Raw genomic sequence first — 25,724 nt, forward strand, 5'->3', positions numbered from 1 at the left:
GTACTCAGGCGGACGGATTCAGGTGGGTCGGCGCAGGTCAGGCGGGCAGCCTTGTTATATCAGTCGGCAAATCAGGGTATAACGCCGCCAGCGCCCTCGCGCTTGTACTCGAGCAGCGGCAGGGCGCATGTACGCAGACGCCAGAGGCGTTTTTCCTGACGGACCTTGTGCGCGCTAAGGACAGCCGGCGGCGCACCTCTATGAGCCGTGCCTCATGAAAATCTACAAGCTCATTGCTGTACTCATCCTGCTCCCTCTGGGCCTGAACCTTGTCGGTGTCTGGCAGTTGCAGCGCAGTGTCGAGAACACTGAGCGCCTGACCGAGATCCAGGCCGACCTTGCGCATGCCCGTCCCTATTTCGAAAAGCTCACCCGGTCGCCCGACGCTCTTACGCGAACGATGGATATAGACGGAGAAAACATCACCATCAAGGAGGCTCTGTCCCGTCTCGATGAGGCAGAACAGGGCCTCGACTTCGTAGTGGTGCTGGGTCATGTCACCACTTGGCTGGCACGCGCCGTCATTGCGCTGTGCCTGCTGGCTGCTCTGGTCGGGGGCATCGGGCTGGCAGGGCTCAACTGGGCCGGCGTGCGCGCACGTCAATCCCGCGAGCGATTGCTGCACACCTTCAGCAAGGTCAGCCGGCTTCTGCCCTTCGTTCTGGTGGGGCACATCGTCGCGATGGGGGCGGCGGTGTCTGCAATCCTCTGTTTCGAAGCCCTGGGCCTGTGGCATGTGGGGCGCATGTCCGCGGGCGAACTCAAGTTGATCATTGTCGTGTTGATGCTGGTGGCTGCATGCCTGTATTCGATCTGGCGGATGGGCAAGCAGCTGGGCGTCATGTTGCATATGTTCGAGCCCACCCCGATGCAGATTCTGGGGCAACAGGTCACGCCTGAAGAGGCCCCGGTGCTCTGGGCCTATGTTCGCGACCTGGCCGAACGGCTCGGCGCGCTGTCCCCTGATCACATCGTGCTGGGCATGACCGACGGCTTTTACGTCACCTCGAGCGACGTCTCCCTTCTGCCGTCCGACGCTGCGCTCCAGGGGCGTACTCTGCACGTGCCTATCCTGTACCTCGGGCTGATCGATGCCGCGGAAACCAGTGCGGTCATCGGTCACGAGCTTTCGCATTTTGCCGGCGAGGACACCGAGTACAGCCTGCGCTTTCTGCCGATCTACGATGGCATCGGTCGCAGCCTTGGTGTCATCGCCGAAAACATGATGGTCAGCGGGTGGCTGCAGCGCACCCTTTTGCGTCCGGCGTTCATGCTGGGTGTGTATTTCATGGAAAGCTTCGATCACGCGGTCAATCACTGGAGTCGCGTGCGCGAGCTGGCTGCCGATGCCGCAGGGGCGCGTCTGGCGGGTAACACGTCGGCTGCCTCGGCGCTGGTGCGTATCTCGGCCATTGATCCGCTTTTGCAGGAGCGAATCTACACTCACATCACCCGGGCCACCAATCCAAGGCGCGGGGAGGTGTTCACCAAGGATCTGCCGAACAGCGTGCTGCACGAGCTGGCCAGCAAGACATTCACTCTGCCTGACGAAGAAATGGCCGTCCAGCTGCCGCATCCCTCGGATACGCACCCTTCAAACGGCGAACGTATTGCCGCGCTGCAGGTTTCTGCCGACGAGGCGGTCCGCAGCGGCACCCGGCCTGTCGTGGCAGCCCAGGCCCGCGCCGCGATGGACCATTACTTCATCAACCCCCAGGCACTGCGCACTCGTCTTACCGAGGATTTCATCAAGCATCATGTGGCCAATGATGCTGAGGTGGTGACCGAGCTACGTGCCCGCGCGCGCACGGTAACCGGTGATGTCGTTCTGCATGAGGGCGCTCGCCTGCGGGGGCTGTTGCTAACGATAGTCCTCGCCCCTCTGCTGGTGCTGGGTATTTATCTGATAGCCGAAGCGCTGTCACTGCCTCAGGGGCTTACCGAAAAGCGCAACAATATGCTGATTGCGGGCGGCATCCTGACGGCGTTCATGCTGATGCTGCTGCCCTTTACACTGCGCATGTGTCTGCGTGCTGACAAGACCGCTCTGGTGCTCACTCCTGATCATTTTGTGTTCGCAAACCTGAAGTCTCCCGTCCCGATCCAGCACATCGCTGATTTTGAGCTGAATGTGGCCTACGGGACGTTTCTGACCTTGCATCTGCAAGACGATGCGCCCTTGCCCGAGCGCGCCTCACGTTCGTTCTCTGCGCCGAATGCAAAAGTGTTCAGGAAAAAACGCCGGGTACTCCTGGCGCTGGTCCGGTTCTGCCGGGACGGCAAAAAGCTCAAGCCAGACGAGCTTGGTCAGTTGATCGCGGATTACGTCAACGCGGGTACCGCGCGCAACTTGCTGCAGCAGCGCTTCGAGCAGGGCAAGCGGTAAGCGGTTGGCTGTGAGCGGCGCGCGACTTTTCTGCAGACAACAAAAAACCCGCCGAAGCGGGTTTTTCCAAGACCATCCCGACTTCCTGTCGGCCGCCTCCGAGGCGATGGTCGATCATCCTTGATCCGGGTGAACTCCTGTTCACCCCTTGATTGATCCAATATTACGGAGCACGAGCCGGGCCGCAAATAGCCAAGTTCCTCCACGGTGTGTAAGCCTTTCGCTATACCTCCCGGCAGTCTTCTCGAATGGCCTCGCGAGGAGCGGGTAATCTGGCGTCAGGAAAAATTCTGACGCTATACGACTGCTGGCGGCAAAAATCGCAGGCAATAAAAAACCCGCCGAAGCGGGTTTGTACCAAGACCATTCCAACTCCCTGTCGGCTGCCTTCCCGGCGATGGTCGATCGTCCCTGATCCTGGCGAACTCCTTGTTCGCCAGTTGTTGGATCCAATCTTACGGCTCCGAGGGCCGGTGCAAAATAGCCATTCGCTTCATTGCGTGTAAGCCTTTGGCTATCCATGTGTCCGTTTTTGCGTATTCCCAGATGCTCGGCCAGGCGCCCGGAGCGTAGAGAACATCGTTGAAACTACTGTGCCAGAAGGGCGCAGGCTTGTTTCAGGGTGAGAAATTCGAAGACACTTCACAGTAACGCTGTTGGGCGTTTTTGCTGCCCTCGTCGCGGTTTCTGGCCGCGCGTTTGGTCCACTCGCGGCACTCCTCTCTGAAATTGACCTCTGCTGCCTTGCGACACTCGCGCCGTTCGAATGAGCGAATGGCAAAGTTTTCGCAGACACTGTCTCCGTCGATCGTGTTGCCGTAAACCCGCCACTGTGCGCGGTAGCGATTTCTGCCGTCCGCTTCGCGGATAGAGGCCGTCGCTACGCTGTACGGCTTGGACGAGCGCGTGGAAGTGCTTGAAGCATTGGCCTTGAAATCGGCCATGTAGTCGGCAGACACCATGCCTTTTGCCGGTTCACCCTGAGCGGGGCGAGGTGTCTGGCCGAATCGGCAGGTCGCCACTGCCTCATCGATGACGTTGCCGTTTTTCATGCAGTCATCCAGAGGCTTTACAGGGGCGGGTGGCGCTACAGTGGCGGCGATCGGCACAAGCTCCGCAGTTTTTCGAATGTGCGCGGGCGCAGTATCCGCGGCGACGACGGGTTGCGCCTCGACCTCGACTGCCTCGGTTTCAGGTATGGACTGCACAACAGGCGTTACTGCCAGCGCTTTGGGACCTCGCGCATGTGAGGCGACCAGCCCGGCCATGCAGGCTGCAGCAATAAGACACGCCAGCCACAAGCCGTAAGGACGTGAGCGGCGAGGCGCATCGACGCGCTTGCGGCGTGGATGCGAGCCCAGCACCACATCGACCTGACCGGGCACGAGGCGCTGAATGCGGATGACCCCGTCGTCCTCGGGTTGCTGTAGGGAATCCATTCCTGCTCCTGAGCAAGCGATGTTAGGCTGTGATATTACAATGATATCGGTCGCGGGGTAGAGTTTCTGCAACGCTTTGCTGCTATGTGCATCCGGCCTGGCGCGTTAAGGTTGAGCCCGTTTTTTTGACTGATGGATGGACCGCGAATGCACCAGCGTCTCGAACAGGTATTCGGCTACACACAGTTTCGGCCGGGGCAGGAGGCTGCGATCAGTGCAGTACTGGCCGGACGTTCGGCCGCGGCGATCTTTCCGACCGGTTCTGGCAAGTCGCTATGCTACCAATTGCCCGCCCTGATGTTGCCGCATTTGACGCTGGTGGTGTCGCCGTTGCTGGCGCTGATTCAGGATCAGCTTGCCTTCCTGCACCGCCACGGTATTTCGGCGGCGAGTATCGATTCGGCGCAGAGCCGCGACGAGATCGCCGACGTGATGGCGCGCGCACGCTCCGGCGAGCTGAAGATTCTGATGATCTCGGTCGAGCGCCTCAAGAACGAGCGTTTCCGCAATTTCATCGCGCAAGTGCCGATTTCCTTGCTGGTGGTCGACGAAGCGCACTGCATCTCGGAGTGGGGGCATAACTTCCGCCCCGACTACCTGAAGCTGCCGGACTACCAGCGCGAGTTCAACATTCCCCAGACATTGCTGCTGACCGCCACGGCGACCCCGCAAGTCATCATCGACATGCAGGACAAATTCGCCATCGCCCCCGAGGATGTCATCACCACCGGTTTCTACCGCGCCAACCTGCACCTCTGGGTCAAGCCGGTCAGTGGACGTGACAAGCGGCGCCTGCTGGTGGAGTGGCTCAACGAGCGTCGCGGGCAACCGACCATTGTTTACGTGACCCTGCAAAAGACCGCCGAACACATCGCCGCGCACCTGGAACAGAACGGCCTGCCCGCCAGCGCCTACCATGCCGGGCTGCCCAATGATCAGCGCGAATCGATCCAGAAGCAGTTCATGGGTGGTCGTCTGAACTGCATCGTGGCAACCATCGCGTTCGGGATGGGCATCGACAAAAGCGATATCCGCAACGTGGTGCATTTCGACTTGCCCAAATCCATCGAGAACTACAGTCAGGAAATCGGTCGGGCAGGGCGTGATGGTGCTGCTTCGGATTGTCTGGTGCTGGCCAATCGCGACAGTCTCAACGTGCTGGAGAACTTCGTGTATGGCGACACGCCTGAGCGCGAGGGGATTGCCCGTGTGCTGGAGGACCTGCTCGGGGCGCGTCACGACGGGCAGTGGGAGTTTCTGCTGGGGCCGCTCGCCGACCTCAGCAACATTCGTCAATTACCGTTGAAGACCCTGCTGGTGCAACTGGAGCTGCGCGGGATCATTGCGCCGCGTTACGCGTATTTTGCCGAGTACCGCTTCAAGTTTCTGCTTCAGCCGCAAGACCTGATGGCGCGTTTCGAGGGGGAGCGACGCGAGTTCGTCCAGGCCGTGATCGATACCTCAAACCGGGCACGGACCTGGGCCACCGTCGATTTCGAGGCGATGTACCAGCGATACGGCGCCGAGCGCGGGCGGGTGGTCAAGGCACTGGATTACTTTCAGGAAAAAGGCTGGATCGAGCTTGAAAGCAAACAGATGACCGAGGTTTACAGCCTGTTGCGCAGCGACTTTGATGCACAGGCCTTGAGCATCGAATTGCACGATTATTTCGCTCACCACGAAGCCAGCGAAGTTGCGCGTATTCACACCATGCTGGAAGTGTTCGCCAGTGACCGGTGCCTGACCCATCGGCTGGCGCTGTACTTTGGTGATCACAAGGCGCCTGAGCACTGCGGTCATTGCTCGGTCTGCCTTGGCGAAGTCGCCCGCTTGCCCGAACCACCCGCGCTGGAGCCCCTGGCAGGTCGGGACTATCAGCAGCTGTGCGGCGACTTTATCCACAAGCACCAGGACTACACCGGCCAACCACCCAGCGCCGACTGCCTGACGCGTTTTCTGTGCGGTATCAGCGTGCCGCTGTTTACCAAGCTCAAAGCCCGCGCCACCACCGGGTTTGCGGTGCTGGAGGATTACCCGTACGCACAGGTAAGGACGTGGGTGCAGACAATGGCTGGCAACTGACTACGCGTACAAAGTGATCTGACCAGGAGGGCGATGCTCTGCATCCAGTCCTGAGCCTGCGTTGCGACAGACAAAATGAAAACCGGCCGCTCAAGAGCGGCCGGTTTTTATGCTTCAGCGACTGACGGTGGTATCAGTCACGATGACGGCGATTGCCGTGGTGCTTAGGGCGGTGGCCATGATCACGGCCACCACGATAACGACGATCGTCGCTGCGGCTTTCGTTGCCCATGTAGTTACCCAGTGCGGCACCGCCGCCGCCACCTACCGCCGAGCCGACCAGGCTGCCGGTGCTGCCGCCGACGCTGCGACCCAGCACGTTACCGCCCGCTGCGCCCAGACCGCCACCAATGGCTGCTTCTGTGCGGTTGCGACGATCTGCGCCTACAGCGCCACCGGCTGCGCCGCCGACACCCGCGCCAATTGCTGAACCAGTGCTGCCGCCGACCTGCTGACCGACGACCGAACCGAGTACCCCACCCAATGCTCCGCCTACGCCTGACTCAAGGTTGCCAGCAGATGCCGCACCGCTAAGCAGGGTAAGAGACAACAACAGTATCGAGGAATACTTCATGTATGGAATCTCATAGGGATGACGGCGCGATCTTGGTGTCAAGTGAAGAATGTAGCAATGCAATTCCGACGAGTAACACGATTGCCACGCAAACTGCTAAGTTCTTGTTTTGGCTAAGGAACTTAAGTCGGAAAAGAGAGTCTGAGGTTACTTGCAAAAGGCCCGTTTCCAGTGAAACGGGCCTTTTTTGTGGACGTCTTTCAGCGACGTCAGAGGATGCGTGCCGACTCTGCCGAGCGCTCGAGGCGGATCGCGACGAACTTCGATGTCGGTGTGCTGCTACCATCGCCCACGCTTTCCAGCGGCACCAGCGGGTTGACCTCTGGGTAGTAGGCGGCAGCCTGGCCAGCTGGAATATCGAAAGGCAGCAACGTGAAGCCTTTGACGCGACGCTCGCGGTTATCACTCCAGATCGAAATCACGTCTGCCTTCTGCCCCGGCTGGAAGCCCAGGCGGATGATGTCGGCTTCGTTGACGAACAGCACGTCACGCTGACCCTTGACGCCGCGATAACGGTCATCCAGGCCATAGATGGTGGTGTTGTACTGATCGTGCGAGCGCATCGACTGCATGATCAGGTCCGGGATCTGCCCGGTTGAGGTCACGTGCTCATGGATCAGGCTCAACGGCAGCGCGTTGGACTTGAAGTTGGCGCGGGTCGACGCCGTGTTCCAGCGACGTGCGCCAGCAGCGTTGCCCAGGTAGAAGCCGCCCGGGTGCTTGACGCGCTCGTTGAAATCCTTGAAGCCGGGGATGGTGTCGGCGATCAGGTCACGAATACGGTTGTAATCTTCCACCAGCCACAACCAGTCCACAGGCGTCTTGCCCAGCGTTGCGTTGGCGATACCGGCGATGATCGCAGGCTCGGAACGCATTTGCTTCGAGGACGGCTTCAACTGGCCGTTGGAAGCGTGAACCATGCTGAACGAATCTTCCACGGTGACAGCTTGTGGGCCGTTGGCCTGGATGTCGATGTCGGTACGGCCGAAGCACGGCAGGATCAACGCGTCCTTGCCGTGGAACAGGTGGCTGCGGTTCAGCTTGGTGCTGATCTGTACGGTCAGGTCGCAATTGCTGAGGGCTTCGGCAGTGCGATGGCTGTCCGGGGTGGCCTGAGCGAAGTTGCCGCCCAGCGCGATGAACACCTTGGCGCGACCTTCGGCCATGGCGTGAATGGCTTCGACGACGTTGTGGCCATTGTCGCGGGGTACTTTGAACTGGAAACGTTTTTCCAGAGCATCGAGCAGGAACACCGGTGGGCGCTCGTTGATGCCCATGGTGCGGTCACCCTGCACGTTACTGTGACCGCGTACCGGGCACAGACCGGCACCCGGGCGACCGATGTTGCCGCGCAGCAGCATCAGGTTGGCGATTTCCTGGATGGTCGGCACCGAGTGGCGGTGCTGGGTGATACCCATCGCCCAGCACATGATCACGTTCTTGCCCTTGGCGTACATGCGTGCCGACTGTTCGATGTCGCTCAGCGGCAGGCCGGACTGCTCGACGATTGCGTCCCAGGACGTGTCATCGATAGCGGCCAGGTATTCGAGTACGCCTTCAGTGTGTTCGTTGAGGAACGCGTGATCGAACACAGAAGGTGCGTTGTTGGCCTGCGCCTCGCGCTCCCATTGCAGCAGGAACTTGGCCATGCCGCGCAACAGCGCCATGTCGCCACCCAGGGCAGGGCGGAAGTAGGCGGTGTTGGTCGGGCGGTCGCCGTTGGTGAGCATCTCGACCGGGTGTTGCGGGTGCTGGAAACGCTCCAGGCCACGCTCTTTGAGCGGGTTGACGCACACCACCTGGGCGCCGCGCTGGACCGCTTCACGCAAGGGCTCAAGCATGCGCGGGTGGTTGGTGCCGGGGTTCTGACCGAGGACGAAGATGGCATCGGCGTGTTCGAAATCCTCGAAGGTCACGGTGCCCTTGCCGACGCCGACGCTTTGCGACAGCGCTACGCCACTGGCCTCGTGGCACATGTTCGAGCAGTCCGGGAAGTTATTGGTGCCGTAGGCGCGCACGAACAGCTGATACAGGTATGCCGCTTCGTTGCTGGCGCGACCCGAGGTGTAGAACTCGGCCATGTTCGGGCTGGGCAGGTTCTTCAGGTGCTTGGCGATCAGCGCAAACGCGTTGTCCCAGCTGATCGGCTTGTAACGGTCGGTTTCCGCGTCGTAGCTCATCGGCTCGGTCAGACGGCCCTGATACTCGAGCCAGTAATCGCTCTGCTCCATCAACGAGCTGACGCTGTAGCGGGCAAAGAAGGCCGGGTCCACACGACGCTTGGTCGCTTCCCAGTTCACCGCCTTGGCGCCGTTCTCGCAGAACTTGACCATGCCGCTTTCCGGCGAGTCGCCCCACGCGCAGCCCGGGCAGTCGAAACCGCCGTTCTGGTTGGTCTTGAGCATCATGCGCAGGTTCTTCAGCGCGTTGTCACTGCCCAGCCAGTGTTGCGTCACGCTGATCAGTGCGCCCCACCCGCCTGCCGCACCTTTGTACGGCTTGTAGCGGGGGGTTGGTGTCTTGTCGGCTTGATGATGAGTGCTCACGCTTGAATCTCCATCGCAGGGCTATAGACCCGCGGCGCACTGTGCTGCGGCAGGTGAATTAAATTGAGGTTGTGACGGCGGGCCCATTGCAGGGCCAGGCCGGTGGGCGACGACAGGCTGACCAGCGTCTGGATGCCGGCGCGCAATACTTTCTGAATCAGTTCCAGGCTGCAGCGGCTGGTCACGATGGCCACGCCGCCTTCCAGGGGGATGTCCTGGCGGATCAACGCGCCGATCAGCTTGTCCAGCGCGTTGTGGCGGCCGATGTCTTCACGGCCCAGCAGCAACTGGCCGTTACCGTCCATGAAGACCGCCGCATGCACCGCGCCGCAATGGCGGCCAAGCGGCTGGAACTCGCCGATACGCTGACGCAGGCCCTCCAGCCATTCGATCGGGGGCAGGGGCGCGCCGGGCAGCGCCTTCAGGTCAGGCAATGCCTGCTCGACGGCTTCAACGCCACACAGTCCGCAACCGCTGGTGCCAGCCAGTTGCCGACGCTGCTGCTTGAGTTCCCAGAACGCGCGGCTGGCGATTTCGACCTCGGCCTGCATGGCCGAGCCGCAACCGCTGAGTTTGAAATCGTAGATTTCGTCGTGCGAGGCAATGATGCCGCTGCCCAGGCTGAAACCGACGATAAAGTCTTCCAGATCGGTCGGGCTGACCAGCATGACCGCCTGACTGATGCCGTTGTAGGCAATCGCCAGTGCCACTTCTTCGGCAAGTTCGTTGCGTGCAGAGGCCGTGCCCTCGAGATTCGAGTAGCTGTAAGACTGGCTTGCTTCGGGGGCTGGCGTAGTAAAAGACGCCGAGCTGACCTTGCGCGTAACGGGCATGGGCTGAAATACCGGCAGAATGACATCTGCAAGACTAGGCCCGTTATTGGAAATCGTCTAATCGCTAGTGCTGATGCCCCGATAGATGACGTCGATCAACGCCCTATCGAGGTATTTCTGCTACCAGCGCGAAACAGGCCTCGGCCAGTGCCGAGCGCGGCGCGCTGCGGCGCATGATCAACCCCAGCCGGGCCAAAGTGCGGGAATCGGCAATCGGGTGCAGGCGCAAATGTTCGGTGAGCGTTTCCAGGCCGCCATCCAGCGGCATGATCGCGCAGCAAAAACCGCCATGTACGGCTTGCAGCAACTGATGAACGGCATCGGTTTGTATCAGCGGATTGGGTTGCAGGCCGCGACTGTGAAAGTTGTGATCGATCGACTGCCGAAAATGCATGCCGCTGGTCAGCATGCCCAATGGCAGCTCGACCAGATCAGCCCAGCTTAGAGGTTCTTCACCAAACGAAAAGTGCCGGCGGTCGTACAGCAGGCCCATGCGCGTGTCGTCCAGGGGCAGCGAATCGAAACGCTCGTTGTCCAGTCGTTCCAGGTACGAGACGCCCAAATCGATACGATTGCTGGCCAGTTGTTCCAGCACTTGCTCGGAGCTGAGTGACGACAGCTCGAAGCGCAGATTGGGGTGCATCTGGTGCAGCCGGTGCAGCAATGGCAGCGGGTCGAAGCTCGACAGCGGCACCACCCCGAGGCGCAACGTCCCGACCAGATGACCGCGGCAGGCGGCCGCCTCTGCCTGCAGGCCGTCGTAGGCAGCCAGTACCGTGCGTGCCCAGGCCAATACGCGCTCGCCTGGCGCAGTGAAACCTTCAAAGCGCTGACCGCGATTGACCAGTGGCAAACCAAGCTCTTCTTCCAGATTGCGCAGGCGCATCGACAGCGTCGGCTGGGTGATGTTGCAGCGCGCAGCCGCCTGACCGAAGTGCCTCGTCTCGTCGAGGGCGATCAGAAATTTAAGTTGCTTGATGTCCATGTTCACTCCGATGAGCCGTCCAGACAGGCGATTCTACGCGTTCAGGCTGAACGATGGTCGAGCTACGTTGGTCGGAAGCCTGCAGCCCTCGATTTACAAGGGCTAAGCTAATCACGCGACTCCTCAAACCTACTCACGGATAACCTGAACATGAGTCTTATCAGTTTCATCAAGGAAGCAGGCGAGAAAATTCTGGATGCACTTCTGCCAGATAAAGCCAACGCCGATGAGGTGCTGAAAAAGCATATCTCCGAAGTCGGTCTGGGCAACCCCAATGTGCAGACCGAGGTTAACGGCAGTACGGTCATCGTCAAAGGCGAAGTCTCCAGCCAGGAAGAGCGGGAAAAGATCGTTCTGACCCTGGGCAATATTCATGGCGTGGAAAAAGTCGATGACCAGATGACCGTCGCAGGCGGCGCGGGTACGGAGTCCAAATACGTAGAAGTGAAGTCGGGCGACACCCTTAGCGCTATTTCCAAGCGCGTGTATGGCGATGCCAATCAGTACACCAAAATCTTTGAAGCCAACAAGCCGATGCTCAAGAGCGCGGACAAGATCTACCCAGGTCAGAAGCTGCGCATTCCAGAGTGATCTGAAGACGCTGCCCGCGCCTTATCGGGCGGGCACACGCCTTTGCCTACAATCCCTTGCTCAGTTCCCGATAGTCGTCCACGGCGGCGAACTCTTCGGTGTCCTTCGGGCCTTTCTGGCTGTTGGGCTGGCTGACCGCCAGCAAATGGGCGACGCCGAAGTGTCGAGCGCTGCGCAGGATCGGCAGGGTGTCGTCGATGAACAGACTGCGCGCCGGGTCGAACGCTGTTTCGGCCTTCAAGGCATCCCAGAAATGCTGGCTTTCCTTGGGAAAGCCGTAATCGTGAGAGCTGATCAGGCGTTCGAAATAAGGCGCCAGCTCGATTCGCTCCATCTTCAGCGACAACGAATCACGGTGCGCATTGGTGATCATGATCACCCGCTTGCCGGCTTTTTGCAGGGCCGCGAGAAAGGTCTCGGCGTCCGGGCGCAACGCGATCATGTGGGCGATTTCGCGTTTCAGGTCGCGGACCGACAGGTTAAGCTCGGCGCTCCAGAAATCCAGGCAGTACCAGTTGAGCGTGCCCGCGTTGTTTTCGAACAGCGGTTTCAATTCCAGCCAGGCCATGGCGAAACTGACGCCGTGCAGTTCGGCGTAGCGCTGCGGCAGGTGTTGCATCCAGAAGTGTTCGTCGTAATGCAGGTCGAGCAACGTGCCGTCCATATCCAGCAGGACGGTATCGATTTCGCTCCAGGGCATGGAAAGCATTCTGGCCTCGTCAGGGGGTTGTTAGCGGGTAAGCATATCCGACACAGAGATCGGGAAAAGCTCGGTATAGTACCTCGTTCATGTAAAGGAGCCTGTCATGCGTCAGAAACCTACTGTACTTGCCCGCGCAATCGTCGCCAGTAGTCGTCTGTTCCGCGTTGAAGAGCTGCAATTGCGCTTTGCCAATGGCGTCGAGCGGACCTACGAGCGTCTGGCCAGCAAAGGCACGGGCCCCGGGGCGGTGATGATTGTGGCCATGCTCGATGCCGATCACGCTGTGCTGATCGAAGAATATTGCGGCGGCACCGATGCCTACGAGCTGTCCCTGCCCAAGGGTCTGATCGAGCCGGGCGAAGACGTACTGGCGGCCGCCAACCGTGAACTCAAGGAAGAGGCCGGTTTCGGTGCCCGGGAGCTGGAATTGTTGACCGAGCTGTCGCTGTCCCCCGGCTACATGAGCCAGAAAATTCAGGTGGTCCTCGCTACCGACCTGTACGAAGAGCGGTTGGAAGGCGACGAGCCCGAGCCGATCCGGGTCGACCGGATCAACCTGCGCGAGCTGTCGAGTCTTGCTCAGAATGCGCAGTTCAGCGAGGGCCGGGCGCTTGCCGCGCTGTACCTCACACGTGACCTGCTGACCCAACGTGGATTGTTCCAGCCATGACCGATACGTTGCATAACCTGCCACATCCGCTGCTCGCGCCGGTGATTGAACTGACGCGACTGGCGGGCGAAGTGATCCTGCCGTTCTGGCGCGCCAACGTCACTGTGACCACCAAGACCGACGACTCGCCGGTGACCGCCGCTGATCTGGCCGCTCATCAAGTGTTGGTCGAGGGCCTGCAGGCGCTTGATCCGGACATTCACGTGCTCTCCGAAGAGGACGCAGATATCCCCCTCAGCGAGCGTGCAGGCTGGGAGCGCTGGTGGCTGGTCGATCCGCTGGACGGCACCAAGGAGTTCATCTCCGGCAGTGAAGAGTTCACCGTCAATGTCGCGCTGATCGAGCGTGGCCGAGTGGTATTCGGTGTGGTTTCGATGCCCACCAACAACCGCTGTTACTTCGGCGGTGCCGGGCTGGGCGCCTGGCGCAGCGATGGTGTCGGCCACATGCAGCCGATTGCAGTGCGCAACCAGCTTGGGGAAGGGCAGACCTTTACCGTGGTTGCCAGCCGCCGCCATTCCAGCCCGGAGCAGGAGCATTTGCTCGCGGGCCTGTCGAACGGGCTGGGTCATCTGCAACTGACCAACATCGGCAGCTCACTGAAATTCTGCCTGCTGGCCGAAGGTGCCGCCGACTGCTACCCGCGCCTGGCCCCGACCTCGCAATGGGACACCGCTGCGGCGCAGGGCGTGCTTGAAGGTGCAGGAGGCGAAGTGTTGCAACTGGACGGCCAGCCGTTCAGCTACCCGGCCCGCGAATCGCTGCTCAACCCGTTCTTCCTGGCCCTGCCAGCCAACGCCGAATGGCGCGACAAACTGCTGGTGCTGGCGCAGTCCTGAGGCCGGCTTCAAGGCTCCTGCCCGGCGGGCGTATGGGCGAACCGGGCGACGCTTCGTTTGTTCGCGAAAGGGCCGGTGCATCCACAGCCGATCCATTGCTTGGAACGACGCCTTCGCGAACAAGTTCGCTCCTACAAAAGCGCTGAGAACTTCGCTGATGCAAGGGTTGGGACATTCTTGTGGGAGCGAACCGGGCGACGCTTCGTTTGCTCGCGAAGGCGATGGTTAAGGCGATAGATTTTCGCCGATCATACGAGCAAGCTCGCTCCCACGGGTATTGCGTAGTGAATCGACTGCGGGCAGCCTCACCGGTGCAACACAAACTGCCCGACAAACCTCACGGCCTGTTCTTCGCTGTCCTGCGCGCTGATGCAGGTGTGCAGGGTCAGGCGGGCGCGGCCTCGGCGTTGGTAGGTGGCGATGAATTTGTCCCACTGCGTCAGCTCGGGCGCCTCGCAGCGGGCGATGGCGTCGCTGCGTACCGGCAGTGGATAACTGATCTGCCCATCCTGAATCACGATATGACCATCGGTGATCCCCGCTTCGCGCAGCCGCAGGTGCAGCCAGCCCCAGCCCGCTAGTACTGCGCCGCAATACAGGCTGCCGCCGAACAGCGTGCTCTTGTGGTTGACGTTGGGTGCCAGCGGCAGGTGCAGGCGCAGTGTCTGGTCGTGCCAGTCGATCACGCGCATGCCCATCTCGCGGGTCAGCGGAATGTCGTGGTGCAGCACCTGCTCCAGCGCGTGGGCGGCGTCATGTCCAGGCTCAATCGGTGTCATCGGAGGCTCCGCTGCTGTCGCCAAACGTCAGGCCGTGCTTGCGCAGTTTGTCGTGCAGGGTCTTGCGTGGCACACCCAGCGCTTCCGCCAGGCTGCGCACCGAACTGTGCGGGCGCGCCAGTTCGGCGGCGATCAACGCGCGCTCGAAGCTTTCCACCTGATCGCTCAGCCCGCCGCCCGGCGGTGGCGCCTGTTCTGCATCAGCGCCTTCCAGCTCCAGTTCCAGACCCAGCGCAAAACGCTCGGCGGCGTTTTGCAGTTCCCTGACGTTGCCCGGCCAGTTATGCCGCAACAGCAGCGCACGCTGGCCGGGCTTGAGTTCGTGTTTGGGGATGCCGTGGCGCATGCTCGCGGCATCGGCATAATGCTCGAACAGCATCAGCGCGTCTTCACCCCGTTCGCGCAGCGGCGGGATGCGCAGCGAGGCCACGTTCAGGCGGTAATACAAGTCCGCCCGGAAGCGACCCTGGTCGGCCGCGTGACGCAGGTCTTCCTTGGTCGCGGCGATGATGCGGATGTCCAGCGGGATCTGCTGATTGCTGCCCATTCGCTCGACCACGCGCTCCTGCAGCAGGCGCAGCAGCTTGACCTGCACGTCCAGGCTCATGCTTTCGATTTCATCGAGGAATAAGGTACCGCCGTTGGCAAATTCGAACTTGCCGATACGTCGCTTCTGCGCGCCGGTGAAGGCACCGGGCTCGTGACCGAACAGCTCGCTTTCCACCACCGATTCAGCCAGCGCGCCGGCGTTGATCGCCACGAACGGGCCGCTGCGGCGGTTGGACAGGTCGTGCAGCGCGCGGGCGACCACTTCTTTGCCTGCGCCGGTTTCGCCGAGGATCAGCACGTCGGCACGGGTCCCGGCCAATGCGCCGATTTGTTCGCGCAGACGCAGGATCGGCGGCGATTGCCCGATCAGGCGCGTGCTCAGTTGCTGGCGATCACTCAAGGCAAGCCGCAGGCTGCGGTTATCCAGCACCAGACGGCGCAGGGCCAGGGCACGGCGCACGCTGTCGAGCATGGCGTCGCTGGCGAAGGGTTTTTCCAGAAAGTCGTAGGCCCCGGCGCGCATGGCTTTCACCGCCAGCGGTACATCGCCATGCCCGGTGATCAGCAGCACCGGCAGGTCGGGGTCCTGCGCGTGAAGCTGGTCGAGCAGTTCCAGGCCGTCCATGCCCTGCATGCGAATATCACTGACCACCACGCCCGGCCAGTCGCGGCCGATGCGTTCGGCCAGCCCGGTTGCCTCGGACAGCGACAGAACGTTCAGGCCTGCCAGGTCCAGCGTCTGGCGCAGTGCCTGACGCAGGTGCGAATCGTCGTCGATCAACACCACCTGAATCTGGCTGTCGATGGCTGTGTCCGAACTCATGCAGAAAGGTCCTCTGGCGGTTGAAGATTGGCTCCGGAAGCACCGGCACGCAGGCGCAGGGTCAGCAGCGCACCGCCGCTGGGATGGTTGGCGAACAGCAACTCGCCGCCCAGCGCGCGCATCAGCGTATCGCAGATGGCCAGACCGAGGCCAAGGCCCTGGGTGCGGGTCTTGGTCGTGAAGAAGGGCTCGCGGGCCCGCGCCAGTGCTTCCTGGGAAAAGCCGGGGCCGTTGTCACGAATGTACAGGTTAACGCCCTCGGCGGTTTGCTCGACACTTATCCACAGCCTGCGCGGCGGGCCTTTTTCAGTGAGGGCGTCCAGCGCGTTGGCGATCAGATTACCGAGCACCTGACGCAGACGGGTTTCACCGGCCTGCACCCAGATCGTGGCGTCCGGCAGGTCACGGATCAGTTCGACTTCCATGGCGCGCCGCCGCTTGGCCAGCAACGCCAGCGCATCTTCCAGCGCCGGTTGCAGTGCGACGCTTTCAGGGGCGTGGCGGTCGCGGCGGGCGAAGGCGCGCAAGTGCGCGATGATCGAGGCCATGCGCCCGGTCAGTTCGCTGATCAGCTTGAGGTTGCCGCGTGCGTCCTCGGTGCGCTGATGATCGAGCAGCACTTCGGCGTTTTCGGCGTAACTGCGGATGGCGGCCAACGGCTGATTCAGCTCATGGCTGATACTTGCCGACATGGTGCCCAGCGCTGTCAGTTTGCTGGTCTGCACCAGTTCGTCCTGAGCCTGCACCAGTTCCTGTTGCGCCTGTTCGCGCTCCAGCACTTCCTGACGCAGACGGCTGTTGAGCCCCTCCAGGTCGCTGGTGCGTTCGATAACCCGCATCTCCAGTTCGCGACGCGCCTTGGCCTCGAAAGCGATACGGTCCAGGTAATGGCGACGCCGCTGCATCATCAGCCCGAGCAACAACATCAGCACCAGCAGCGCTGCGCCGCCAATCGCCACCACTGTGCGCACCTGACGGTCGACAAGGGCGCGAGGCGCGAGGATATTGACGTTCCAGCCGGTCTCCTCGATGGCCTGGGTCTGGGTCAGCCAGGCGTGCTCATCGATTCTCAACGGGCGCGGATCGCGGGTCGGGTAGGACTGGATCGCGACGATGGCTTTTTTCTCGTCATCGGTCAGATCACGAGTCGCCCGAAAACGCCATTCGGGGTTGGAGGTCAGAATCACCACGCCGTTCTGATCGGTCAGCAGCAGTTGCTCGGGCGTCTTGCCCCACAGGGTTTCGGTGTGGTCCAGATCGACCTTGACCACCAGCACGCCGATGATCCGCTCACCGTCACGCACCGGGCCGGCGAAAAAGTAACCCCGCTTGGCAGAGGTCGTGCCGAGGCCGAAGAACCGCCCGGTTCTGCCTGCCCTTGCATCAATGAAATAAGGCCTGAAAGAGAAGTTTCGGCCAATGAAGCTGTCTTTCTGATCCGCGTTGGAGGCCGCCAGGGTCAGGCCGTTTGCGTCCATCAGGTACATGACATCGGCACCGGTCTGGCGTGTGATCTCGCTGAGCAGACGGTTGGCGTTTATCAGGGTGGGGGTGTCGCCGGGTGCCGCCAGTGCGGCGCGCAAGGCCGGCAGGTCGCCGAGGATCTGCGGCAGGGTTTCGTAACGGTGCAGGGTGCCGAGCAGGTTGGCGACGTACAGGTCCAGGGTCTGACGGTTCTGATTGGCCAGCACGTTGCGGTAATAACGTTCGGCCAGATGCTCCAGCGGCCACAACAACGGCGCCAGGCAGAGTGCCAGAAGGGCGAGGCTGCGCCAGCGAGGGCGGGGCGGCAGAGCGGGAGTCATGGTCATCGATTGGCCGTCGCCGAAGGGTTGACGATGCCTGCTGACGATTACGCCGCGGCAGGCAACAGAAACACCCGGTCGATCCTGACGTGGGCATCAGGGCGTATTATGCCCGCCACCGGCTTGTCAGGCACCCGGACATTGCGCCGGGCGGCCTTGGGTCGCGGGCTCAGGGAAACAGGTCGGCTTCTTTCAGGCGCTTGCCTTGCTGATCCTTGGCCGACAGGCTGGGCTGGCCGTCGAACTGCCAGTCGATGGCCAGATCCGCATCGTCCCAGGCGATGCAGCGCTCGGCCGACGGTGTGTAGTAGTCAGTGGTCTTGTACAGGAATTCGGCGTGTTCACTGAGCACCACGAAACCATGTGCAAAGCCTTCCGGAACCCACAGTTGACGGGCGTTTTCAGCGGACAGCTCGACGCCTACCCACTGGCCGAAGTTCGGCGAGCTGCGGCGAATGTCCACCGCCACATCCAGCACCTTGCCGAACGTGACGCGCACCAGTTTGCCCTGGGCATTTTCGATCTGATAGTGCAGCCCGCGCAGAACGCCGCGCTGCGAACGCGAGTGGTTGTCCTGCACGAAATCACGGGTCAGGCCGGTGGCGGCCTGAAAAGCCTTGGCGTTGAAGCTTTCATAGAAAAAGCCTCGTTCATCACCGAATACCTTGGGTTCGAGAATCAGGACTTCCGGCAATTTTGTTGCGACTACGTTCACGTGGCTTCCCCTGCAATATTCAAAAAATTGTGGCGACTCGACAGTCTGCCCTGAGGCGCGCCTGCCGAGAAGGGTATTGATCAGGCAATCAGGTCTTTAGGTTCGGTAAAGCCCAGTCGTTCGCCCTGATAACTGCCGTCCTGAACCCTGCGGCACCAGTCCAGGTTATCCAGATACCACTGCACTGTCTTGCGCAGCCCGGACTCGAAGGTCTCTGCGGGCGTCCAGCCGAGCGCCTTGTCGATCTTGCCGGCATCGATGGCATAACGCTGGTCGTGGCCCGGACGGTCGACCACATAGGTGATCAGGTCGCTGTACTGCGCGACGCCTGCCGGGTGCTGCGGAGCGAGCTCATCGAGCAGCGCGCAGATACCGCGCACGACGTCGATGTTTTTCTGCTCGTTATGGCCACCGATGTTGTAGGTCTCGCCGACCTCACCTTCGGTCACCACCTTGAGCAGGGCCCGTGCATGATCCTCGACGAACAGCCAGTCGCGCACCTGCAGGCCATTGCCGTACACCGGCAGTGGCTTGCCCGCCAGGGCGTTGAGAATCACCAGCGGGATGAGCTTTTCCGGAAAGTGGAACGGCCCGTAGTTGTTGGAGCAGTTGGTCACCACCACCGGCAGGCCATAGGTGCGGTGCCAGGCACGCACCAGGTGGTCGGACGCAGCCTTGCTCGCCGAGTAGGGTGAGCTGGGCGCATACGGTGTGGTTTCGGTGAACAGATCATCGACACCGTGCAGGTCGCCATACACCTCATCAGTGGAAATATGGTGGAAGCGAAACGCCTGGCGCTCCGCGTCCGGCAGATTCAGCCACCAGGCGCGCGTGGCTTCCAGCAGGCTGTAAGTACCGACGACGTTGGTCTGGATGAACTCGGCCGGGCCATCGATGGAGCGGTCGACGTGGGATTCAGCCGCCAGGTGCATGATCGCCTGCGGCGCAAAGCGCTCCAGTACCGCGCTGACACTGGCTTGGTCGCAGATATCCGCCTGCACGAACTCATAGCGCGTGTCGGTCGCAATCGACTGCAGCGATTCAAGGTTGCCCGCGTAGGTCAATTTGTCGAAGTTCAGCACTTCGTGTTCGGTGTTGTTTATCAGGTGGCGGATCAGTGCAGAACCGATGAAGCCTGCGCCCCCGGTGACGAGTATTCGCATGAACTGACCTTCTTGTGTGTTCTGGAGTAACGCAGCATAGCGCTTGAGCGCGTATGACAGGATCAGCCCATTAAACCCGAGCAGGAGATCGAAGAAAACTCCGGCTGTTTTACGACCTGAGGTAAAGGTCCGGATTAGTCGCGCAGCGCAATCTCCCCATAGTCAATTCCTCTATAGTTACGCGACTGCCCATCACGCCTTGCTCGGCGAGCCCGGGCCTGACAACAAGAACGAGGTTCTCCATGCCGCTTGCCACGCTTATCCGTCGCTCCAGTCTGCCTTGCCCCGAGGTCAGCGTGGACCAGGCGCTGCAATTGCTCACGCAGCATTACGGGCTGAGCGGCACGCTGAAAGCGCTGGGCAGCCAGCAGGATCGCAACTTTCTGCTGGACACCGGCACGCGGCGTTATGTGCTGAAAATCTGTCATGGGGCGTATTCGACCACCGAGCTGAACGCTCAGCACGCGGCGCTGCAACATCTGGCTGGCCACAGTACGTTCAATGTGCCGGGCGTTATCCGTGCCAACGATACCGAACAGTTACTGTCGGTCGACATCGACGGGCAGGCGGTGCATGTACGCCTGCTGGACTTCATCGACGGGCAATCGCTGGGGCATGCCGAGCATCTGGGCCTTGACATCGTGGTCGAACTGGGCGAACTGTGTGCCCATGTGGATATCGCGCTGGCCGATTTCGAGCACCCCGGTCTGCAGCGCATCCTGCAGTGGGACCCGCGTCACGCCCATGCGTTGATCAAGCACCTGCTGCCGGTAATCAAGGATGCCGACGCCCGTGCCTGTCTGATCGAAGCCGGCGAGCAGGCTCATCGCCGTTTGTTGCCCCTGATTGCAGCACTGCCGATACAGGCGGTGCATCTGGACATCTCCGAGCACAACGCAGTCTGGCGGCGCGAGGCGGGGCACCCGTGGCAGTTGCAGGGGCTGATTGATTTCGGCGATCTGCTCAGTACCTGGCGAGTGGCCGACCTGTCGGTGACCTGTGCGGCGCTGCTGCACCATGCCGAGGGCGATCCGCTGTACATCCTCCCGGCCATTGCCGCCTATCACGCCCTCAATCCGCTGAAGATCGAGGAATTGCAGGCGCTCTGGCCGCTGATCGTCGCTCGCTCCGCAGTGCTTGTGCTCAGCAGCGAACAACAGGCCAGCGTCGAGCCTGGCAATGCGTATATCCAGGCCAACCTTGCCGGCGAATGGAACATCTTCGATGTCGCCACGTCGGTGCCGATGGCGCTGATGGAAGCCGCCATCCTGCGCTCGGTGGGTCTGGATCTGCCGCCTGTCGAGCAGCCTGCCTATTCGCCGTTGCTGCCCAGCCTGGCGGGGCAGCAACCGGTGCTGGTGGATCTGGGCGTGCTCAGCGAACACTTCGTGGCAGGCAATTGGGAACAGAGTGGGATCGATGAATACCTGCTGTCGCAAGCGGCCGGGGATGATGGTCTGGCAGCCAGTCGGTTCGGTGAATACCGTCTGTCACGTACCTTGCCTGACTGCGCCAGCGAGCCGGAGACCTTTGCGCTGCACGTCGAATTGCATGTGCCCGCAGCAACACCGCTGCATGCGCCGTTCGATGGCACCTTGCGGCTGACGGCCGATGCTGCGCTGCTGTTGGTCGGCGAGCGCATCAGTTTGAAGCTGTGGGGGGTGTTGCCGGAGGCTTCGCTACCGGGTCAGGTAGCGGAGGGCACGTTGATCGGGCAGGGCGGTGGCTCGCTGTTGCTGCAATTGTGTACGGCGCCAGACCTCAGCCCGCCGCTGTTCAGCACACCGGCCTGGGCAGATGCCTGGCGCGCAATCTGCCCGTCGCCGTCGGCCCTGCTGGGTTTTGATTGTGACGCGCCAGCCTTGCAGGACGCCGCGCAATTACTGGCGCGCCGCGATGCCAGCTTCGCCCGCTCGCAAAAGCACTACTACCATGCTCCGCCGCAAATCGAGCGCGGCTGGCGCAATCACCTGATCGACATGCAGGGCCGCTCCTATCTGGACATGCTTAATAATGTCGCCGTTCTCGGTCATGGCCATCCGCGCATGGCCCACGAGGCGGCGCGGCAGTGGTCGCTGCTCAACACCAACTCGCGTTTTCACTATGCAGCGATCGCCGAGTTCTCCGAACGCCTGCTCAAGCTGGCACCCGAGGGCATGGACCGCGTGTTTCTGGTCAACAGCGGCACCGAGGCCAACGACCTGGCGATCAGGCTGGCGTGGGCTTACAGTGGTGGTCGCGACATGCTCAGTGTGCTGGAGGCGTATCACGGCTGGTCGGTGGCCACCGATGCCATTTCCACCTCGATTGCCGACAACCCGCAGGCGCTCAGCACCCGCCCGGACTGGGTGCATCCGGTTACCGCGCCTAATACCTATCGCGGCCCGTTCAGGGGCGCGGACAGTGCGCCGGACTATGTGCGCAGTGTCGATCAGACCCTTGCCACGCTGGCTGAGCAGCAACGGCAGGTGGCGGGCTTCATCTGCGAGCCGGTGTATGGCAATGCGGGCGGGATTTCCTTGCCACCGGGTTATCTGCAACAGGTCTATCAGAAGGTCCGCGCGGTGGGCGGTGTGTGCATTGCCGATGAGGTGCAGGTGGGCTATGGCCGTCTGGGGCACTACTTCTGGGGCTTCGAGGAGCAGGGCGTGGTGCCGGACATCATCAGCATGGCCAAAGGCATGGGCAATGGTCACCCGCTGGGCGCAGTCATCACCCGCCGCGAGATCGCCGAGGCGCTGGAGGCCGAGGGCTATTTCTTCTCGTCATCCGGTGGCAGCCCGGTCAGTTGCCGGATCGGCATGGCGGTGCTGGATGTCATGGAGGAGGAAAAGCTCTGGGACAACGCGCGAATCGTGGGCGACCACTTCAAGGCGCGGCTGCAGGCCCTGGCCGACAAGCATCCGCTGGTGGGCGCGGTGCATGGCATGGGGTTTTATCTGGGCATGGAACTGGTCCGCGACCGCCACACCCTGGAACCCGCCACAGAAGAAACCGCCCGGCTGTGCGAACGCCTGCGTGAGCTGGGAATTTTCATGCAGCCCACCGGTGACTACCTGAACATCCTGAAAATCAAACCCCCGATGTGCACCACCCGCCAAAGCGTGGATTTTTTCGTCGACAACGTATCGAAGGTGCTGCACGAACTGGAATAGAGGACGCAGAGCGTCCAGAACGGCATACCCACGCGGAGCATGGGCACGATAGGTGTGCGCCTGACGACTATCGTTCCGCACGCTCCAGCGTGGGAATGCCTTTCGTGACGCTCCGCGTCACAATTTTGCGCCGCGCTGGATATGCAGGATCGAACGCAAAGCGTCCAGAACGGCATACTCACGCGGAGCGTGGGCACGATAGGTGTGCGCCTGACGACTATCGTTCCGCACGCTCCAGCATGGGCACGATAGGGCGGTGCGCGGCCGGACCTATCGTTCCGCACGCTCCAGCGTGGGAATGCCTTTCGTGACGCTCCGCGTCACAATTTTGCGCCGCGCTGGATATGCAGGATCGAGCGCAGGGCGTCCAGAACGGCATGCTCACGCGGAGCGTGGGCACGATAGGTGGCGTGGCCGGACGACGCTTCGCCTGTTCGCGAAGGGGCCGCTGCGAGCTATAAGTAGATTAATATCGGTAAAAAATTACGAATAAATTCGTCTAAGCAAGAATTATCGCTTTTAGTACCGATTTATATCCGTTATAAAGGCGTTCATAATCGTCATCGCTCGTCTGCTATGGTGTTAAGCCCTTTTCAACCGCCCCTGGAGATATTTTCATGAGCCGTATCGTTTCTGTCGCTGCTACCCAGATGGCCTGCTCCTGGGATCTGGAAGCCAACATCGAGACCGCTGAAAAGCTGGTACGTGAAGCTGCCGCCAAGGGCGCCCAGATCATCCTGATTCAGGAACTGTTCGAAACCCCGTACTTCTGCCAGAAGCCGAACCCGGACTATCTGCAGTTGGCGACGACCCTCGAATCCAACATCGCAATCAAGCACTTCCAGAAAATCGCCAAAGAGCTGCAGGTCGTATTGCCGATCAGCTTCTTCGAGCTGGCAGGGCGTGCGCGTTTCAACAGCATCGCGATCATCGACGCAGACGGCAGCAACCTGGGCATCTACCGCAAGAGCCACATCCCGGACGGCCCTGGCTATCACGAAAAGTACTACTTCAACCCGGGCGACACCGGCTTCAAGGTCTGGCAGACCCGCTACGCGAAAATCGGCGTCGGTATCTGCTGGGATCAGTGGTTCCCGGAGTGCGCGCGCAGCATGGCGTTGCAGGGCGCGGAAATTCTGTTCTACCCGACCGCCATCGGCAGCGAGCCGCACGACAAGACCATCAGCTCGCGCGACCATTGGCAGCGCGTGCAGCAAGGTCACGCCGGTGCGAACCTTATGCCGCTGATCGCCAGCAACCGCATCGGCAACGAAGAGCAGGACGGCTACGACATCACCTTCTACGGCTCGTCGTTCATCGCCAACCAGTTCGGTGAAAAAGTCGCCGAGCTCAACGAAACCGAAGAAGGCGTACTGGTCCACAGCTTCGACCTGGACGAGCTGGAGCACATCCGCAGTGCCTGGGGCACGTTCCGCGATCGTCGCCCGAACCTGTACGGCGCGGTGAAGACCCTCGACGGTTCGCTGGAGTCCTGATCGCCATGACCACGCTCAATAGCACGCCACGCGCCGATGGTTTCCACATGCCGGCCGAATGGGCACCGCAAACCCAGGTCTGGATGGTTTGGCCCGAGCGCCCGGACAACTGGCGTCTGGGTGGCAAGCCCGCCCAGGCTGCCCACGTTGCCATCGCCAAGGCCATCGCCCGCTTTGAGCCGGTCACGGTGGCCGTGTCCGCTGCGCAATACGACAACGCCCGGGCGCGCCTGGACATGCCGAACATCCGCGTTGTGGAAATGAGCAGCAACGACGCCTGGGTGCGCGACAGCGGGCCGACGTTCGTCATCAACGACCGTGGCGAAGTGCGCGGCGTGAACTGGGAGTTCAATGCCTGGGGCGGCTTCGATGGCGGCCTGTATGCGCCGTGGAATCTGGATTCGCAACTGGGCAGCAAAGTGCTGGAAATCGAGCGCTGCCCGCGTTACGTCACCGAGGGCTTCGTCCTCGAAGGCGGCTCGATCCACGTGGATGGCGAGGGCACGCTGATCACCACCGAAGAGTGCCTGCTCAATCGCAACCGCAACCCGCACCTGACCCGCGAACAGATCGAAACGATCCTCGGCGATTACCTGGCTGTGGATAAAGTCATCTGGTTGCCGGATGGCCTGTTCAACGACGAAACCGACGGGCATGTGGATAACTTCTGCTGCTACATCCGTCCGGGCGAGGTGTTACTGGCCTGGACCGATGATCCCGAAGACCCCAACTACTCACGCTGCCACGCAGCATTGAGTATTTTGGAAAACACCCGGGATGCCAAGGGTCGTGCGTTTATCGTGCATAAAATGCCGATTCCAGGCCCATTGTTCGCAACAGAAGAAGAATGCGCAGGCGTCGATCAGGTGCACGGCAGCCAGGAGCGCAACCCTTCGGTGCGCCTGGCCGGGTCGTACGTGAATTTTCTGATCGTCAACGGCGGCATCATTGCGCCGAGTTTCGACGATCCGATGGACGAGAAGGCCCGTGAGATCCTGCAAAAGCTGTTTCCGGAGCATGAGGTCGTGATGGCACCGGGCCGTGAATTGCTGCTGGGTGGGGGCAATATCCACTGCCTGACACAGCAACAGCCAGCGCCTCACAAACACTAGTGCTTAGTGACTAGTTGTATCTGACAGCAACTAGTTGGTCCCGTTTTTGCTGTTATTAAACCCATCATCTGATGGGTTTTTTTTTGCGTTACCTTATAACTAAAGTGGGTTCGTTTATCCGAATGACCCTAAATCGGACTGGCGAAACCCCGTTTTCTTAGCTTGACTGTCACATGGCATCAGTAGATTTAGCCCCTCATGAATCAAGAGGTTTTCGTTATGAATGCAGGTATGAACCAACAGCGAGTTCGTGGTTTTTCTGCTTCTCTCAGTAACGAGGCACGCCAGCGAGTGGCGGATTGGTTAAGGACAACCAGGCCCGTGAAAGCCAGACCGGATGTACGTGCCATGCTGCTGAATCGCTATCCGGCAGGCCTGTTCAACGATGCGGAATTCGAAGCGTTGGCACGCGTGCTGACAGATTAGGTAATACACCAGACCTGGCCCCGGCCATCTACACGTTTGACACCCCCAGGCAC

Annotated in this window: 20 protein-coding genes; 9 read left to right on the forward strand and 11 right to left on the reverse strand. The window is 61.1% G+C overall.

Annotation, left to right across the window (positions count from 1 at the left end):
* Positions 1-214: 214 nt before the first annotated feature.
* Positions 215-2,386, forward strand: a complete 2,172-nt coding sequence (locus JOE33_RS14985) for a M48 family metallopeptidase (protein WP_187625552.1) — start codon at positions 215-217, stop codon at positions 2,384-2,386.
* Between the two features lie 617 nt (positions 2,387-3,003).
* Here JOE33_RS14985 and JOE33_RS14990 read toward each other — a convergent pair.
* Positions 3,004-3,825 (reverse strand): hypothetical protein, encoded by an 822-nt coding sequence (locus JOE33_RS14990; RefSeq protein ID WP_054993185.1) that lies wholly within the window; start codon positions 3,823-3,825, stop codon positions 3,004-3,006.
* Positions 3,826-3,972: 147 nt separating this feature from the next.
* Between JOE33_RS14990 and JOE33_RS14995 the strand changes: the two genes are divergently transcribed.
* Positions 3,973-5,907, forward strand: coding sequence for a RecQ family ATP-dependent DNA helicase (locus tag JOE33_RS14995; protein WP_187625551.1), 1,935 nt, complete (start codon positions 3,973-3,975; stop codon positions 5,905-5,907).
* Between the two features lie 133 nt (positions 5,908-6,040).
* Here the strand turns inward: JOE33_RS14995 and JOE33_RS15000 are convergent, their stop codons facing one another.
* From JOE33_RS15000 to JOE33_RS15015, 4 genes are all read right to left on the reverse strand, one after another.
* Complete coding sequence (locus tag JOE33_RS15000) at positions 6,041-6,481, reverse strand: glycine zipper domain-containing protein (RefSeq protein WP_054993183.1); 441 nt, start codon at positions 6,479-6,481, stop codon at positions 6,041-6,043.
* Positions 6,482-6,690: 209 nt separating this feature from the next.
* The gene (locus tag JOE33_RS15005; RefSeq protein ID WP_096124527.1) at positions 6,691-9,027 is read right to left on the reverse strand and encodes an FdhF/YdeP family oxidoreductase; all 2,337 of its coding nucleotides are present in this window, start codon (positions 9,025-9,027) and stop codon (positions 6,691-6,693) included.
* A complete protein-coding gene (gene fdhD, locus JOE33_RS15010; RefSeq protein ID WP_054993181.1) occupies positions 9,024-9,860 on the reverse strand; it encodes a formate dehydrogenase accessory sulfurtransferase FdhD in 837 nt (278 codons plus the stop codon). The genes JOE33_RS15005 and fdhD overlap by 4 nt, the downstream gene beginning before the upstream one ends.
* 103 nt (positions 9,861-9,963) lie before the next feature.
* The gene (locus tag JOE33_RS15015; protein ID WP_032613139.1) at positions 9,964-10,845 is read right to left on the reverse strand and encodes a LysR family transcriptional regulator; all 882 of its coding nucleotides are present in this window, start codon (positions 10,843-10,845) and stop codon (positions 9,964-9,966) included.
* A gap of 150 nt (positions 10,846-10,995) precedes the next feature.
* On the opposite strand from JOE33_RS15015, the gene lysM reads away from it, so the two are divergent.
* Positions 10,996-11,436, forward strand: a complete 441-nt coding sequence (gene lysM, locus JOE33_RS15020) for a peptidoglycan-binding protein LysM (protein WP_010431751.1) — start codon at positions 10,996-10,998, stop codon at positions 11,434-11,436.
* Between the two features lie 46 nt (positions 11,437-11,482).
* On the opposite strand, the gene yrfG is transcribed toward lysM, so the two are convergent.
* Positions 11,483-12,145: a GMP/IMP nucleotidase gene (yrfG, locus tag JOE33_RS15025; protein ID WP_003343604.1), complete on the reverse strand. Its 663-nt coding sequence runs from the start codon at positions 12,143-12,145 to the stop codon at positions 11,483-11,485.
* A gap of 97 nt (positions 12,146-12,242) precedes the next feature.
* Here yrfG and nudE point away from each other — a divergent pair, with 97 nt between their 5' ends.
* Together nudE and cysQ are read left to right on the forward strand one after the other, a co-directional pair.
* The gene (gene nudE / locus JOE33_RS15030) at positions 12,243-12,809 is read left to right on the forward strand and encodes an ADP compounds hydrolase NudE (protein ID WP_003372295.1); all 567 of its coding nucleotides are present in this window, start codon (positions 12,243-12,245) and stop codon (positions 12,807-12,809) included.
* Positions 12,806-13,648 carry a 3'(2'),5'-bisphosphate nucleotidase CysQ gene (gene cysQ, locus JOE33_RS15035; protein ID WP_010431749.1) on the forward strand — a complete coding sequence of 281 codons (843 nt, stop codon included), beginning with the start codon at positions 12,806-12,808 and terminating at the stop codon, positions 13,646-13,648. Before nudE ends, cysQ begins: the two co-directional genes overlap by 4 nt.
* A 305-nt stretch (positions 13,649-13,953) precedes the next feature.
* Here cysQ and JOE33_RS15040 read toward each other — a convergent pair whose 3' ends face one another.
* The 5 genes from JOE33_RS15040 to rfbB all read right to left on the reverse strand — a co-directional run bounded on the left by JOE33_RS15040 (position 13,954) and on the right by rfbB (position 19,482).
* Positions 13,954-14,427 (reverse strand): YiiD C-terminal domain-containing protein, encoded by a 474-nt coding sequence (locus tag JOE33_RS15040; RefSeq protein WP_054993180.1) that lies wholly within the window; start codon positions 14,425-14,427, stop codon positions 13,954-13,956.
* A complete protein-coding gene (locus JOE33_RS15045; RefSeq protein WP_010431747.1) occupies positions 14,414-15,799 on the reverse strand; it encodes a sigma-54 dependent transcriptional regulator in 1,386 nt (461 codons plus the stop codon). The genes JOE33_RS15040 and JOE33_RS15045 overlap by 14 nt, the downstream gene beginning before the upstream one ends.
* Complete coding sequence (locus JOE33_RS15050; protein WP_187625565.1) at positions 15,796-17,604, reverse strand: ATP-binding protein; 1,809 nt, start codon at positions 17,602-17,604, stop codon at positions 15,796-15,798. The genes JOE33_RS15045 and JOE33_RS15050 overlap by 4 nt, the downstream gene beginning before the upstream one ends.
* Positions 17,605-17,773: 169 nt before the next feature.
* Positions 17,774-18,319, reverse strand: coding sequence for a dTDP-4-dehydrorhamnose 3,5-epimerase (rfbC, locus tag JOE33_RS15055; protein ID WP_010431742.1), 546 nt, complete (start codon positions 18,317-18,319; stop codon positions 17,774-17,776).
* 80 nt (positions 18,320-18,399) lie between these two features.
* Positions 18,400-19,482 (reverse strand): dTDP-glucose 4,6-dehydratase, encoded by a 1,083-nt coding sequence (gene rfbB / locus JOE33_RS15060; RefSeq protein ID WP_187625550.1) that lies wholly within the window; start codon positions 19,480-19,482, stop codon positions 18,400-18,402.
* Between the two features lie 242 nt (positions 19,483-19,724).
* On the opposite strand from rfbB, the gene JOE33_RS15065 reads away from it, so the two are divergent.
* The 4 genes from JOE33_RS15065 (at position 19,725) to JOE33_RS15080 (ending at position 25,671) form a co-directional block, all read left to right on the forward strand.
* Complete coding sequence (locus tag JOE33_RS15065) at positions 19,725-22,637, forward strand: aminotransferase (protein WP_187625549.1); 2,913 nt, start codon at positions 19,725-19,727, stop codon at positions 22,635-22,637.
* 617 nt (positions 22,638-23,254) lie between these two features.
* Positions 23,255-24,133 (forward strand): N-carbamoylputrescine amidase, encoded by an 879-nt coding sequence (gene aguB / locus JOE33_RS15070; protein ID WP_187625548.1) that lies wholly within the window; start codon positions 23,255-23,257, stop codon positions 24,131-24,133.
* A 5-nt stretch (positions 24,134-24,138) separates the two neighbouring features.
* Positions 24,139-25,245, forward strand: a complete 1,107-nt coding sequence (aguA, locus tag JOE33_RS15075; protein ID WP_010433025.1) for an agmatine deiminase — start codon at positions 24,139-24,141, stop codon at positions 25,243-25,245.
* 219 nt (positions 25,246-25,464) lie between these two features.
* Positions 25,465-25,671, forward strand: a complete 207-nt coding sequence (locus JOE33_RS15080) for a hypothetical protein (RefSeq protein ID WP_080009255.1) — start codon at positions 25,465-25,467, stop codon at positions 25,669-25,671.
* Positions 25,672-25,724 lie beyond the last annotated feature (53 nt).

The sequence above is a fragment of the Pseudomonas sp. PvP027 genome, from assembly GCF_017833005.1.
Lineage (GTDB): Bacteria > Pseudomonadota > Gammaproteobacteria > Pseudomonadales > Pseudomonadaceae > Aquipseudomonas > Aquipseudomonas congelans.